This is a genomic window from Ruminococcus sp. AF31-8BH (assembly GCF_003460605.1).
Lineage (GTDB): Bacteria > Bacillota > Clostridia > Lachnospirales > Lachnospiraceae > Blautia_A > Blautia_A acetigignens.
Genome location: NZ_QTVN01000004.1, coordinates 52,032 through 66,399, shown reverse-complemented (window position 1 = coordinate 66,399; position 14,368 = coordinate 52,032). Strand labels below are relative to the sequence as shown.

Below are 14,368 nucleotides of genomic sequence, written 5' to 3'. Positions count from 1 at the left end.
TAGCAATGTGATTGAGAAAATGAAATTTGTCAGCATTACCGGGCCAAGGGAGGATATCGACCGAGTTGTAAACAATTACCTCAGCCGGTATGAGATTCATCTGGAAAATGCTCTTACAGAGCTGACAGATGTGAAGAATCTTTCCCCGTACCTTGAGATCAATCCGTATAAAGAAGCTTTAAGCACCATCGGAAGCTTCTATGAAGAGGTTGAGAACCCGGAGCAGGCTTCTGCGAAGAAGCTTCCAATCGAAAAAGCGCTCTCTCTTGTACAGCAGATCAAAGACGAAGCGGACGTTCTGAATAAGACCCGCCAGGAACTGGAAGAGAAACGTGATTCCCTGTCAGAATCACTTCGAATCATCTATCCGTTCCGAAATGTAGACTTTGATGTGCAGTCTATCCTGAAAATGCGTTATATCCATTATCGCTTTGGACGGATCGAGAAAGATTATTTCGAGAAATTCAAAACCTACATTTATGACAATCTGGACACGATTTTCATTAAATGTGATGAAGACGAACGTTATATCTGGGGAATTTATTTTGTTCCCGTTCACGAAGCACAGCGGATCCATGCCGTATATTCTGCTATGCACTTTGAAAAAATTTATGTACCGGATCAGTATGATGGAACTGCCAAGGCTGCTTTCACAGCACTTGAAGCAGAGTATAAGAAGACGATCGCTGACCTGGATGCAAACAAAGCGGCAAGAAAAGCTTTCTTTAAGAAATATGCATCTGACATTGCTTCAAGCAAGCTGACACTTTCCCAGTTTTCACGGAACTTTGATATCCGTAAGCTGGCAGCCTGCACACATGGAGACAACAGCGCGGATGCGTCAGCTGATTATAAGCCGAAGGAGCCGTTCTATATTCTTTGCGGCTGGATGACAGAGAAAGATGCAAAAGCTTTCCAGAATGATATTTCCGGAGATGCCCGTATCTTCTGCCTGATCGATGAGAATGAGCAGGAGGATGCCCACAAGACACCGCCTACCAAGCTGAAGAACCCCAAGCTTTTCAAGCCATTCGAAATGTACACCAAAATGTATGGCCTTCCGGCTTACGGAGAGATGGACCCCACCTGGTTTATCGCCCTTACTTATTCCTTTATTTTCGGCGCAATGTTCGGAGATGCAGGACAGGGACTGGTTTTACTTATTGGCGGATTCCTTCTTTACAAGTTCAAGCATATTGACCTTGCCGGAATCATCAGCTGTGCCGGAATCTTTTCCACATTCTTTGGCTTCATGTTCGGCAGCTTCTTTGGATTTGAGGATATTATAGAACCTGTCTGGCTGCGCCCAATGGATGCCATGATGGATGTGCCTTTTATTGGAAAACTGAACACCGTATTTATTATCGCCATCGGCTTTGGTATGGGAATCATTCTTCTGTGTATGATCTTTAATATTATGAATTCCCTGAAAGCGAAAGATACAGAGAAGGTATGGTTCGATACCAACTCTGTTGCAGGCCTTGTATTCTATGGCTCCGCAGTTATTGTAATTGCTCTGTTTATGACAGGCCATAAGCTTCCGGGCGGTATCGTTCTTTGCATTATGTTTATCCTTCCGCTGCTTGTAATGTTCTTAAAAGAGCCTCTTACAAACCTTGTGGAAAAGAAACCGGCAGCTTTTGAAGGCGGTGTGGGAATGTTTATCGTTCAGGGATTTTTCGAAATGTTCGAGGTTCTTCTGAGCTACTTCTCCAACACACTTTCTTTCGTGCGTATCGGAGCTTATGCAGTCAGCCATGCGGCTATGATGCAGGTTGTGCTGATGCTGGCCGGTGCTGAGAACGGAAGCCCGAACTGGGTAGTAATCGTTCTTGGAAATATTTTCGTATGCGGTCTTGAGGGCCTGATCGTTGGTATCCAGGTACTCAGACTTGAATATTACGAGATGTTCAGCCGTTTCTACAAAGGAAGCGGAAGAAAATTCGAGCCGTTCCGTTCTGATGCGGAGGCAAAATAAATTTAATTTATGAAAGATTGAATTACGAGGAGGTCAATTATCATGACAGTTATGACACAGATTATCTTAGCAGTAGCGCTTGTATTAAGCATTATCGTTCCATTTGGTTATTATTTCATCGGCGAGAAGAGCCGTGGACGTTACAAAACAACAATTGCAACAAACGCATTTTTCTTCTTTGGTACCATGTTAGTAGCAGCAATGGTTATGTTTGCAGGAAGCTCTTCTGTACAGGCTGCAACAAGCGCTGATGCAGGTCTTGCAACAGGTCTTGGATATATCGCAGCAGCTCTTGTTACAGGTCTTTCCTGTATCGGTGGTGGTATTGCCGTAGCCAGTGCGGCAAGTGCAGCTCTTGGTGCAATCAGCGAGGATCAGAGCATTCTTGGTAAATCTCTTATCTTCGTAGGTCTTGCCGAAGGTGTTGCTCTTTATGGTCTGATCATTTCCTTCATGATCATCGGTAAATTATAATTATGAAAATGTTTTTGATCAGTGACAACATCGATACCTGCACAGGGATGAGACTGGCAGGTGTGGAAGGCGTTGTAGTCCATGAGCGTGACGAACTGAAGGACGCTCTGGAAAAAGCGATCGCCAACAAAGAAATCGGGATTCTCCTTCTGACCGAGAAATTTGGCCGGGAGTTTCCCCAGATCGTGGACGATGTAAAGCTGAACCATAAAACGCCTTTGATCATCGAAATCCCTGACAGGCATGGTACAGGCCGTAAACCTGATTTTATTACCGGATATGTTAACGAAGCCATTGGCTTAAAGTTATAGGCAGGAGAAGACCAAGCATGACAATTGAAGAAAAACTGCAGCATTTCTATGACACTTCCGTTGCGGAAGCCCAGACAGAGGCTGAGAATACACTGGAAGCCCATAAGAAGAGCCTGGAAGAAATGCTGGAAAAGCATAAAGAATCAAGAAAAATGGATGCCGAGGCACAGATCAAGGCCGAGACAGAAAATGCAACCCGCGAGGTAAACAAGGCACTTTCTGCTGAGCAGCTGACTTTAAGACGTGACTGGACAACCAAACAGAATGAGCTTAGAAATGAGCTTTTTGTAGAAGTTAAGAATCATCTGGAAGACTTTATGGCAAGCCCGGAATATCAGGATTATCTTTGCCAGAAGATCCAGAAGGCAAGAGAGTTTGCGGGAAATGATGAGATCTTCATCTATCTTTCCCCGGAAGATACAGCACTGCAGCGTTCCATTGTGGCAAAAACAGGATTTGCTGTTGAGATTTCTAATGAGCCGTTTATGGGCGGCATCAAAGCTACCATCCCGGCGAAGAACATCCTGATTGACAACTCTTTTATGGGCGCTTATGAAACACTGAAGAAAGAATTTAAATTTGACGGAGGGCTGAGCCATGAATAAAACAGGTATTATCTACGGCGTTAACGGTCCTGTTATTTATCTGAAAGGTGATCCCGGATTCAAGATTTCCGAGATGGTTTATGTTGGACCTGAGAAACTGGTAGGAGAGGTTATCGGCCTGAAAAAGGGCATGACCACTGTACAGGTTTTCGAGGAGACAACAGGACTGAAGCCAGGAGATACAGTAATAGGAACAGGCGATGCCATTTCCGTTCTTCTTGGACCTGGAATCATCCACAATATTTTCGATGGTATCCAGCGTCCTCTGGAGGAGATTGCCAAGTCCTCCGGTAAATATATTTCCCGTGGTGTCAGCGTTGATTCCCTTGACACTTCCAAGAAATGGGATGTACACGTAACCGTTAAGGTTGGAGATGTGGTAAGCGCAGGAACTATTATTGCTGAGACACAGGAGACAGCTTCCATTCTTCACAAATCCATGGTTCCTCCTACAATTGGAGGAGAGGCTGAGGTTATTAAGGCTGTTCCGGATGGAGCTTATACCATTCTGGAGCCTATCGTAACTGTTCGTCTTTCTGACGGCAGCGAGAAAGAGATCGCCCTTGCTCAGAAATGGCCGATTCGTGTTCCAAGACCAACCTACAAACGTTTCCCTGCAAGCGTTCCGCTGGTAACCGGACAGCGTATCCTGGATACCCTTTTCCCCATTGCAAAAGGCGGTACAGCAGCAATTCCTGGCGGTTTCGGTACTGGAAAAACAATGACACAGCACCAAATCGCAAAGTGGTCTGACGCAGATATTATTATCTATATTGGATGCGGTGAGCGTGGAAACGAGATGACACAGGTTCTGGAAGACTTCAGTAAACTGATCGACCCGAAATCCGGAAACCTGATGATGGACCGTACAACCCTGATCGCCAATACTTCCAACATGCCTGTTGCAGCCCGTGAGGCTTCTATTTATACAGGTGTAACACTTGCTGAGTATTACCGAGACATGGGTTATGATGTTGCGATCATGGCAGACTCCACTTCCCGTTGGGCTGAGGCTCTTCGTGAGTTATCAGGACGTCTGGAGGAAATGCCTGCTGAGGAAGGTTTCCCGGCTTATCTGGCTTCCAAGCTTTCTGCTTTCTATGAGAGAGCTGGTATGATGCAGAACTTAAACGGTACAGAAGGTTCCGTTTCCATTATCGGAGCGGTTTCCCCACAGGGTGGTGACTTCTCTGAACCGGTTACACAGAATACAAAGCGTTTCGTCCGCTGCTTCTGGGGACTGGACAAGTCTCTTGCCTATGCCCGTCACTTCCCGGCAATCCACTGGCTGACAAGCTACAGTGAGTACCTGGAGGACTTAAGTCCGTGGTATAGAGATAATGTTTCCGGTAAATTTGTCAGCGACCGTAATCAGTTGATGGCAATTCTGAACCAGGAGAGTTCTCTTATGGAGATTGTTAAGCTGATCGGTAGCGATGTTCTTCCGGATGATCAGAAGCTGACACTGGAAATCGCAAGGGTTATTCGTCTTGGATTCCTTCAGCAGAATGCATTCCATGCAGAGGATACCTGCGTGCCAATGAGCAAGCAGTTTAATATGATGGAGATTATCCTTTATCTTTATGAGAAATGCCGTTCCCTTGTAAACCAGGGAATGCCGGTTTCCGTACTGAAGGAGGACAACATTTTTGAGCGTGTAATTGCCATCAAATATGATGTTCCGAATAACAAACCTGAGATGTTTGACCAGTATAAGGCTGACATCGACAGATTCTATGATAACGTATTAGAGAGAAACGGCTGATAGGGAGGTAAGTTTTTTATGGCAATCGAATATTTAGGCCTTAGTGAAATAAACGGCCCTCTTGTAGTTCTGGAAGGCGTTAAGAACGCTTCCTACGAGGAAATCGTCTCCTTCCGTATGGATGACGGTACCGAAAAACTTGGCCGTATCATTGAAATATACGAGGATAAAGCAGTTATCCAGGTTTTCGAGGGTACAGACAATATGTCCCTTGGAAATACTCATACACGCCTTAGCGGTCATCCGATGGAAATCGGACTTTCCCCGGAGATCCTGGGACGTACCTTTAACGGTATTGGACAGCCTATTGATGGTCTTGGTGAGATCACTCCTGAGGTTAGTCTGAATATCAACGGTTTACCGCTGAACCCGGTTACCCGTGAGTATCCGCGAAACTACATCAATACAGGTATTTCTGCCATTGATGGTCTGACCACACTGATTCGTGGACAGAAGCTTCCGATTTTCTCCGGAAACGGTCTTCCTCATGACAAGCTGGCTGCACAGATCGTACGTCAGGCTTCTCTTGGTGCCGATTCTGATGAAAATTTCGCTATTGTATTTGCTGCAATGGGTGTTAAGTATGATGTTGCTGAGTTTTTCCGCAGAACCTTTGAGGAGAGCGGTGCTTCCGACCATGTTGTTATGTTCCTGAATCTGGCAAATGATCCAACTGTTGAGCGTCTTCTGACTCCGAAAATCGCATTGACTGCAGCAGAGTATCTTGCTTTTGAAAAGGGAATGCATATTCTGGTTATCCTTACAGACATTACCTCTTTCTGTGAGGCAATGCGTGAGGTTTCTTCTTCTAAAGGTGAGATTCCTTCCCGTAAGGGTTATCCTGGATATCTTTACAGTGAGCTTGCTACTTTATATGAGCGTGCAGGTATCGTTTCTGGCGGTACAGGTTCTGTTACACAGATCCCGATTCTGACTATGCCTAATGATGATATTACGCACCCGATTCCTGACCTTACCGGTTATATTACTGAGGGTCAGATCGTTCTGGACAGACAGCTTCATGGCCAGGGCGTTTACCCGCCGATCAATGTTCTGCCGTCACTTTCCCGTCTGATGAAGGATGGTATTGGTGAAGGCTTTACAAGAGCAGATCATCAAGATGTTGCGAACCAGCTGTTTTCCTGTTATGCCAAGGTTGGTGACGCGAGAGCGCTTGCTTCTGTTATCGGTGAGGATGAGCTTTCTCCTTTGGATAAGAAGTATCTGCAGTTTGGTAAGGCGTTTGAGGCTGAGTTTGTGGGACAGACGGATACAGAGAACAGAAGTATTATTGATACCCTGAATAAGGGCTGGGAGCTTCTGGGTATGCTTCCTAAGGAAGAGCTTGACCGTATTGATACTAAGATTCTGGATCAGTATTATCACGAGACGACCAAATAAAGAGTGAGGTGACTTGAATGGATCCGAATACGTTTCCTACCAAGGGTAATTTAATTCTGGCTAAGAATTCTCTTGCTCTTTCCCGTCAGGGTTATGAACTGATGGATAAAAAGCGTAATATTCTGATTCGTGAGATGATGAATCTGGTTGATCAGGCGAAGGATATTCAGGGGCAGATTGATGAGACGTTCCGTACGGCTTATGCGGCTTTGCAGAGGGCGAATATGGAGATGGGTATCGCGTTTGTGGATCAGATTTCGCATACGGTGCCGATTGAGGATTCGATTCGTATTAAGACGCGTAGCGTCATGGGTACAGAAATTCCGCTTGTGGAGTATGACAAGTCAGGAAATGTTCCTACGTATGCTTATTATAGTACGAAGATGTCTCTGGATGAGGCGAAGGCGGCTTTTGAGAGGGTGAAGGAGCTTTCGATTAAGCTGTCTATGATTGAGAATTCGGCGATTCGTCTGGCCAGCAATATTAAGAAGACGCAGAAGAGGGCGAATGCGCTGAAGAATATTACGATTCCGAAGTTTGAAGCTCTGACAAAGGATATTTCCAATGCTTTGGAGGAGAAGGAGCGAGAGGAATTTACACGACTTAAGGTTATTAAGAGGATGAAGCAGGGTGCGTGATGGCGCACCCTGTTTTTTTCGGCTTGAAATATGAGTTCACAGTTTTTTACGAGAGTACCCATAGAATGAACACCATTTCCCCATTTTTGGGACACAAATTGTTTGTATAGTATAAGCCATAAGGAACACAAAAACAAAGACGATTTAAAGGAGAAGTGGATGAGGGCTTTGAGAGTGGATCGGATGAATATGAATACAGAAAGGAAATGAATGGGTATGAAACGTAGATATTTAGCAGTTTTAATGGGTGTTATGGTAGCGACAACTTCTGTTCCGGCTATGGTTTATGCGGAGGATGTTAAGACGGAGCGTGCAGCGGATGAGGCTTCTGACGAAAGTAGTGAGAAGGCTGATGGCAGTGATGAGAATGCACAGAGTGATGAAGCTGAGGAGAATGTGGTTCTTGGTGAGGTGAAATCGGTTTCGGATACGGAGATTACTATTGCGGTTGGTACTATGAAGGAAATGAGGCAGCCGGGTGGTAATGGTCAGGGCCAGACGATTACTATTACAGAGAATACTGTGATTACGAAACAGTCTGGCGGTATGCAGCAGGGCCAGACTGGCGGAGACGGTCAGAACGGTGGAGTACCGGAGAAGCCAGATGGAGACGGACAGGGTGCAGAGGCTGAGGAAATTTCACTTTCTGATATTCAGGAAGGGGATATTGTTTCCATTACATTAGATGAAGACGGAAATGCAGCGAGCATTACTGTAATGTCCATGGAAATGAGCGGACAGTCTCAGGGTGTTGACAGTTATACAGCTGTAAATGAATATACAGAGGACACGACCGTATCTGGTGAGACTTTGGAGTCTACTGGTACAGATGAGAACGCAGCTTTGATTTCTTCCGGAGCAAGCGTAACCCTTGATAATGATACCATTACAAGAACTTCTGACAGCAGCACAGGCGGAGACAATTCCAGCTTCTATGGCGTTGGCGCAGCGGTTCTGGCAACAGACGGTACTGCTTATGTAAAGGATGGCAGCGTGACAACCGATGCAGCTGGCGGTGCAGGACTTTTTGCATATGGAGATGGAACGGTATATGCTTCCGGTACAACTGTAAAAACAACACAAGATACCTCAGGCGGTGTTCATGTAGCTGGCGGCGGTACACTTTATGGATGGAACCTGGATGTTGAGACCAACGGAGAGTCTTCTGCGGCAATCAGAAGTGACAGAGGCGGCGGAACAATGGTAATTGATGGAGGAAATTATGTTTCCAACGGTGTTGGTTCCCCGGCTATTTACAGCACAGCTGACATTGCGGTAAGCAACGCGAGCCTGACAGCAAACGGTTCCGAGGCAGTCTGCATCGAAGGTCTGAACTCCATTCACCTTTATGACTGTGATCTGACTGGAAACATGAGTGACCTGGATCAGAACGACAATACCTGGACCGTTATTCTTTATCAGAGCATGTCCGGTGACTCTGAGGTTGGAAACAGTACCTTCCAGATGGACGGCGGCAGCCTGACTTCTGAAAACGGCGGCGTGTTCTACACAACCAATACAGAAAGTACCATTACTTTAAGTAATGTTGACATTAACTATAACGACGATAATGAATTTTTTCTGCAGTGCACAGGCAACACCAACCAGAGAGGCTGGGGCCAGTCTGGAGCAAACGGTGCGGACTGCCATTTCACAGGCATCAGCCAGGATATGCAGGGCAATGTGATCTGGGATTCTATCAGCGACCTTGATTTCTATCTGACAGAGGGCAGCAGCCTGACAGGCGCTGTTGTAGATGATGAGACATACGCTGGCGAAGGCGGAGACGGATACTGCAACGTCTATGTAAGCTCCGATTCCACCTGGACTGTAACTGGTGACAGCACAGTTTCTTCCCTGGAAAATGAGGGCACAATCGTTGACAGCGAAGGAAAAACTGTAACCATTCAGGGTACAGACGGAACTGTTTATGTACAGGGCGACAGCGAGTACACAATCACAACAGGCTCCTACAGTGATTCTGTAGATCTGTCCGGCGCAACATCAATCCAGGATCAGAGCGCTTATACAGTAGAGAAACCAGACCAGCTTTAAAATCAGGAAAATAGTAGTGAGAGTTGCTGCAAAGTAAAGGCAAACAGGTATAAACAGAATAAAATTTTATAAATGAAATAATTGAAAAGCCATATTCCTTGAAGTGAGATGCGAACACTTACTGGGGAATATGGCTTTTATTTTGCAGATTTTGGACATAAAAAAATCCCCCTAAAAAGAAGGAGGGCCGGACCAATTGGTCCGGCAAGTATGAAAAAGAAAAAGTTAATTGTTAATCTATGTAAAAAAGCTTTCGCTTTATTTGTTTATTAATATACCCGGAATTTGTGATGAATCTGTGAGAAGGAATTGAAAAAAGTATGATTAAAATCTAAAGAACTTATAAACTGGAAGCTCTCAAAATAACAGCCCGAGATACAAAATATCACTTTTTGCAATATATTTCCCATAAAATACAATAGACTATGGCGATAATTTCTGTATAATAGAAAGTAATAATGCAAATCGCCAGAAGATTTATAACTGATGTCAGAAAATTAAAATGTATGACCTGACAACATAATATTAGCCGGAAATCTTCATGGGAGAAATTGCAGTTATAACAAGGGGAGGTATGAGTATGCAGGCTGTTTTTGAGGCAATCAATGGAGTATTTGGTTTCATAGGTCCGCTGTCGGATCTGCTGTGGGACTTTCCCACCAACTTTGAATGGTATCGGAATATTCCCATTCTGGGAAATATATCCCTGGCAATTATTGTACTTCTGGGATCCGGCATCTTTTTCACCATTAAGCTTGGATTTATCCAGGTGACACATTTCAAAAAGGGAATCCGTCTTCTCACAGAAAAGCGTTCCGTTCAAACGGGAATTACGCCGCTGGCAGCGTTTCTGCTAAGTGCAGCTATGCGAGTAGGCCCGGGAAACATTATCGGTGTTACAGGCGCCATTGCAGTAGGCGGCCCGGGAGCTCTTTTCTGGATGTGGATCTCCGCATTTTTCGGAATGGCGGTGGCTTATATGGAAGCAGTTCTGGCGCAGATTTTTAAAGAGAAAAAGGACGATGAATTTGTAGGCGGCCTTCCGTTCTACGGCAGAAAGCTCCTTGGAAACAGCGTTGGCATCGGCGTATTTTTGTCCATCCTTTATATCCTTTATGCGCTTTGCTGCCTGCCGGCACAGGGCTTTAATGTAGTTTCTTCCGTGGGCAGAATGGCGGAAATTCTCACAGGAAAAACCATTGCCGTGGACTCTTTATTCTACTATATAGCTGGTGCGGCAATCATCATTCTCACAGCGGTAATCGCATTTGGCGGAATCAAAAAAGTCTCCAAATGGACGGATATGATGGTTCCGGTAATGGCAGTTTTGTATATCCTCGTGGTATTTGTTTTGATCATTTTGAACATTGGACAGATCCCATATTTCTTTACTTCAGTATTCGGCGGTGCGTTTAAACCACAGGCATTCTTTGGCGGTGCAATGGGAACGGTTCTGGCACAGGGCGTAAAGCGTGGCCTGATGTCGAACGAGGCAGGACAGGGAACCATCACCATGTCTGCTGCAGCAGCGGATGCGAAGCACCCATGTGAGCAGGGAATTCTGGCTTCTCTGGGCGTTTTCCTGGATACTATAGTGATCTGTACCCTTACCGGATTTGTGGTTGTTATGGCTCATTGCTGGACTGGAGAAGGCGCTGAGGCATGGGCGGCACTTGATAAACTTCCGAAATTTACAGAGTCCATTGCAGTGCTGACACCGGGAACATCCATGAATGCGATCATGACATTTTTGGTAACATTGTGCTTCGGATTGTTTGCATTTACCTGTCTTCTGGGTATGATCAGCTTCTCCGAAATTGCAGCCAACCGAATCCGCAAAGATGCAGTTTGCATTAATATTGTCCGCTGTATTGCTCTGTTTGTTGCGGCATTTGGAATCCTCTGCAACCTTGCCGGACTGGAGCTTGGAAACCTGTGGGCGTTCTCTGATCTGGGAAATATTTTGATCGTATATTTCAACGTTCCTATTGTTTTCGTTGGTGCGAAATGTGTATTCAAGGCGACGAAGCATTATAAGAAAAATGACGGCACTCCGTTTGATTCCAGCGTAGTTGGAAGAAACGACTGTGTATATTGGGATGAAAAGAAAGGGGCTCATTGAGCCCCTTTATACTTCCAGTTTTCTGCCTGAAGCTGCAGATTGATCATATGTTTATAGATACCATTCTGAGCTTTCAGTTCCTCTGGCGTACCGCTTTCCGCAACCACGCCGTCCTTTAAAACTACGATTTTATCTACGCCATCAACCGTTCTCATTCGATGTGCAATGATCATAACGGTCTTATTTTGGATTAGTTTGGAAAGGGCTTCCTGGATCAAAGATTCGTTGTCAACATCCAGGGAAGCAGTGGCTTCATACATAAGAATAATAGGCGCATCCTTCAAAGCCTGCAGGACTTCCTGGTCTGTGGCGTCTGGTTTTCCAATCCGGACATTGTCCAGAATGGACATTTTCAGAAGCCTGCTGTCCTGAAAAACGTAGGAAATCTGGTTCATCAGCTCACTGCTGGCAATCCCATTGAAATATTAGAATAAACTAACAATGGTTTCAACTACATAACAACATAATGGCTCCTTTTAGCAATGAAATTAGTGGAGAATTATGATCAGGAAAGAAAGGGCGAAAAATTTGTATGGCAAAATAAATTAGCCGTTGTAAAAGTTGCCGTACTCATTTATAATGGGAAGAAGATTCAAGGTTACTGTTTGCATAGTGAGCAGTAACGATTCCAAAGAGACTTTATAAGGAAAACAGGAGGAAGACCTTGAAGAAAGAATTAGTTATTGTCATTGATTTTGGCGGTCAGTACAATCAGCTGGTTGCAAGACGTGTCAGGGAGTGCAATGTATATTGCGAGATCTATTCCTACAAGACCGATCTTGCGAAGATCAAAGCAATGAATCCAAAGGGAATCATTCTCACCGGCGGACCGAACAGCTGCTACAAGGCTGATTCACCTACTTACCAGAGAGAACTGTTTGAGCTTGGCATTCCGGTACTTGGACTTTGCTACGGCGCACAGCTTATGATGCATGTGCTTGGCGGCAAGGTTGAGAAAGCAGATGTCAGCGAGTATGGCAAGACAGAGCTTCTGGTTGATAAAAAAGAATCCAGAATTTTCAAAGGCGTATCAGAGAAAACAATTGTATGGATGAGCCATACAGACTATATTTCCAAACAGGCACCGGGATTTGAGATTGCTGCACATACAGCGGATTGTCCAGTAGCCGTAGCTGAAAATGAGGCGCAGAAGCTGTATGCCATTCAGTTCCATCCGGAGGTTCTTCACACAGTAGAGGGAAAGACCATGCTTTCCAACTTCGTACTGGGCGTATGTGAATGTGCCGGAGACTGGAAAATGGATGCTTTTGTGGAGCATACCATCAAAGAGATCCGCGAGAAAGTAGGAGACGGCAAGGTTCTTCTTGCACTGTCAGGCGGCGTGGATTCCTCTGTGGCAGCAGGACTTCTTTCCAGAGCAATCGGAAAGCAGCTGACCTGCGTATTCGTAGATCACGGTCTTCTTCGTAAAGACGAGGGTGATGAGGTAGAGGGCGTATTTGGACCAAATGGACAGTTCGACCTGAATTTTATCCGCGTTAATGCACAGCAGAGATACTACGATAAGCTTGCCGGAGTTACTGAGCCGGAAGCAAAGCGTAAGATCATCGGTGAGGAATTTATCCGTATTTTCGAGGAAGAAGCGAAGAAAATCGGAGCCGTTGATTTCCTTGCACAGGGAACCATTTATCCGGACGTTGTAGAGAGCGGTCTTGGCGGAGAATCCGCAGTGATCAAGTCTCACCACAACGTAGGAGGACTTCCGGATTTCGTAGATTTCAAAGAAATCATCGAGCCCCTTCGCGATCTTTTCAAGGATGAGGTCCGCAAGGCAGGATTAGAGCTTGGAATCCCGGAGAAGCTGGTATTCCGTCAGCCATTCCCAGGCCCGGGACTTGGAATCCGTATCATCGGCGAAGTTACCGCCGAGAAAGTACGAATCGTACAGGACGCAGATTTTATCTACCGCGAAGAAATCGACAAAGCCGCCGAAGCCTACAAGGCCGAGACTGGCAAAGAACCATCCTGGATGCCCAACCAGTACTTCGCAGCCCTTACCAATATGCGAAGCGTAGGCGTTATGGGTGATTTCAGAACCTACGATTATGCAGTAGCACTTCGTGCCGTAAAGACCATCGACTTCATGACTGCAGAAGCATCAGAGGTTCCGTATGAGGTGCTGAACAGGGTAATGAACCGTATTATAAATGAAGTAAAAGGTGTAAACCGCGTATTCTATGATCTGACGAGTAAGCCACCGGGTACGATTGAGTTTGAATAAACAAAAATGCTTAGTAAAACCGGCGTTTATGCGGGTTTGCAGCACTTTTAAAAGTCTTTTGATAACAAATTGATAACAGTTGCATGAGAGCCATTATTCTTATAATCCGGTGGTTTTAAGGTTAGAGAATGATTGACAGGTGGTTGTGCAACTAATAAATCCATATTATTTAGAAAGCCCTTAGCTGTGGGTAAAAACTCATGGCTAAGGGCTTTTTTGTCGTATTTATTTATCTGGTTTGAGTTTGTCTTGGAACATTTCGACCAGAGTGTCGCTAAGTGCCTGTGATGGGACTTTTGCCCATGTTTGAGTGGTATCAAACTCCGGGTAGTGGTAACGCCACTCATCGTATTTGTCTTTACTGATTTCTTCAGAAGATAGCTTGTCAGCCTGTTCTTTCCAGGCATACAGCAATTTCCGGAGTTCGTGAGCGTCTTTGCCTTTGGAAGTATCGACTTTCAGACAGATTTCTCCGTCTTCTGATTCACTGACAGTCAGACCGTACAAATCTTCAAGGGTAAACAAAGTGTGCATCAGTCCGATATAGCTGTCAATGTCCGGCACATCAAGGGCATGAGGGGAAACATCCAGAGCCTGTGCCAGTGCAGCAGTAAGTTCCGCTTTCGGTTTTCTTGTTCCTGTTTCATATTGTGCTAAACGTACATCGGCACTTCGCTCAGGAAAGCCGACAATCGTACCAAGATATTTTTGTGTCATCCCACGCAGAATGCGGAAAAAATGGATTCTCTCTCCAATCGCCATAACGTGTCCACTCCT

The 14,368-nt window shown here is 45.2% G+C and carries 11 protein-coding genes and 1 pseudogene; 10 read left to right on the top strand and 2 right to left on the bottom strand.

The annotated features are described in order from the left end of the window. The first annotated feature begins 7 nt into the window (after nt 1-7). The 9 genes from DWZ38_RS06340 (at nt 8) to DWZ38_RS06300 (ending at nt 11,349) form a co-directional block, all read left to right on the top strand. Nucleotides 8-1,978 carry a V-type ATPase 116kDa subunit family protein gene (locus DWZ38_RS06340; protein WP_117851010.1) on the top strand — a complete coding sequence of 657 codons (1,971 nt, stop codon included), beginning with the start codon at nt 8-10 and terminating at the stop codon, nt 1,976-1,978. A gap of 42 nt (nt 1,979-2,020) precedes the next feature. After that, on the top strand, nt 2,021-2,452 hold the full coding sequence (locus tag DWZ38_RS06335) for an ATP synthase subunit C (protein WP_117851008.1): 432 nt from the start codon (nt 2,021-2,023) through the stop codon (nt 2,450-2,452). A gap of 2 nt (nt 2,453-2,454) precedes the next feature. Then, on the top strand, nt 2,455-2,763 hold the full coding sequence (locus DWZ38_RS06330; protein ID WP_117851005.1) for a V-type ATP synthase subunit F: 309 nt from the start codon (nt 2,455-2,457) through the stop codon (nt 2,761-2,763). 17 nt (nt 2,764-2,780) lie between these two features. Continuing rightward, the gene (locus DWZ38_RS06325) at nt 2,781-3,368 is read left to right on the top strand and encodes a V-type ATP synthase subunit E (protein ID WP_117851003.1); all 588 of its coding nucleotides are present in this window, start codon (nt 2,781-2,783) and stop codon (nt 3,366-3,368) included. Beyond that, a complete protein-coding gene (locus tag DWZ38_RS06320) occupies nt 3,361-5,133 on the top strand; it encodes a V-type ATP synthase subunit A (RefSeq protein WP_021925071.1) in 1,773 nt (590 codons plus the stop codon). The genes DWZ38_RS06325 and DWZ38_RS06320 overlap by 8 nt, the downstream gene beginning before the upstream one ends. Before the next feature lie 18 nt (nt 5,134-5,151). Continuing rightward, complete coding sequence (locus DWZ38_RS06315) at nt 5,152-6,534, top strand: V-type ATP synthase subunit B (protein WP_021925070.1); 1,383 nt, start codon at nt 5,152-5,154, stop codon at nt 6,532-6,534. A gap of 17 nt (nt 6,535-6,551) precedes the next feature. Beyond that, entirely contained in the window at nt 6,552-7,172 is a 621-nt protein-coding gene (locus DWZ38_RS06310; protein WP_021925069.1) for a V-type ATP synthase subunit D, read from the top strand. A 216-nt stretch (nt 7,173-7,388) separates the two neighbouring features. Further along, nucleotides 7,389-9,227 carry a hypothetical protein gene (locus tag DWZ38_RS06305; RefSeq protein WP_117851001.1) on the top strand — a complete coding sequence of 613 codons (1,839 nt, stop codon included), beginning with the start codon at nt 7,389-7,391 and terminating at the stop codon, nt 9,225-9,227. Nucleotides 9,228-9,807: 580 nt separating this feature from the next. Further along, nucleotides 9,808-11,349: an amino acid carrier protein gene (locus DWZ38_RS06300; RefSeq protein WP_021925066.1), complete on the top strand. Its 1,542-nt coding sequence runs from the start codon at nt 9,808-9,810 to the stop codon at nt 11,347-11,349. Here the strand turns inward: DWZ38_RS06300 and DWZ38_RS06295 are convergent. Beyond that, nucleotides 11,343-11,732 (bottom strand): annotated as a pseudogene (locus DWZ38_RS06295) (ABC transporter); the annotation flags it as partial. The gene DWZ38_RS06300 and the pseudogene DWZ38_RS06295 sit on opposite strands and share 7 nt — an antisense overlap. A 281-nt stretch (nt 11,733-12,013) precedes the next feature. Between DWZ38_RS06295 and guaA the strand changes: the two are divergent. Next, entirely contained in the window at nt 12,014-13,591 is a 1,578-nt protein-coding gene (guaA, locus tag DWZ38_RS06290; RefSeq protein WP_021925064.1) for a glutamine-hydrolyzing GMP synthase, read from the top strand. Nucleotides 13,592-13,816: 225 nt separating this feature from the next. Here the strand turns inward: guaA and DWZ38_RS06285 are convergent, their stop codons facing one another. Beyond that, nucleotides 13,817-14,353 (bottom strand): helix-turn-helix transcriptional regulator, encoded by a 537-nt coding sequence (locus DWZ38_RS06285; protein WP_015540712.1) that lies wholly within the window; start codon nt 14,351-14,353, stop codon nt 13,817-13,819. Nucleotides 14,354-14,368 lie beyond the last annotated feature (15 nt).

Bases quoted from the DNA above. Each gene is read 5' to 3' on its own strand.
- DWZ38_RS06335 (WP_117851008.1), top strand. From the start codon at position 2,021: ATGACAGTTATGACACAGATTATCTTAGCAGTAGCGCTTGTATTAAGC.
- DWZ38_RS06330 (WP_117851005.1), top strand. From the start codon at position 2,455: ATGAAAATGTTTTTGATCAGTGACAACATCGATACCTGCACAGGGATG.
- DWZ38_RS06325 (WP_117851003.1), top strand. From the start codon at position 2,781: ATGACAATTGAAGAAAAACTGCAGCATTTCTATGACACTTCCGTTGCG.
- DWZ38_RS06320 (WP_021925071.1), top strand. From the start codon at position 3,361: ATGAATAAAACAGGTATTATCTACGGCGTTAACGGTCCTGTTATTTAT.
- DWZ38_RS06315 (WP_021925070.1), top strand. From the start codon at position 5,152: ATGGCAATCGAATATTTAGGCCTTAGTGAAATAAACGGCCCTCTTGTA.
- DWZ38_RS06310 (WP_021925069.1), top strand. From the start codon at position 6,552: ATGGATCCGAATACGTTTCCTACCAAGGGTAATTTAATTCTGGCTAAG.
- DWZ38_RS06305 (WP_117851001.1), top strand. From the start codon at position 7,389: ATGAAACGTAGATATTTAGCAGTTTTAATGGGTGTTATGGTAGCGACA.
- DWZ38_RS06300 (WP_021925066.1), top strand. From the start codon at position 9,808: ATGCAGGCTGTTTTTGAGGCAATCAATGGAGTATTTGGTTTCATAGGT.
- DWZ38_RS06285 (WP_015540712.1), bottom strand. From the start codon at position 14,353: ATGGCGATTGGAGAGAGAATCCATTTTTTCCGCATTCTGCGTGGGATG.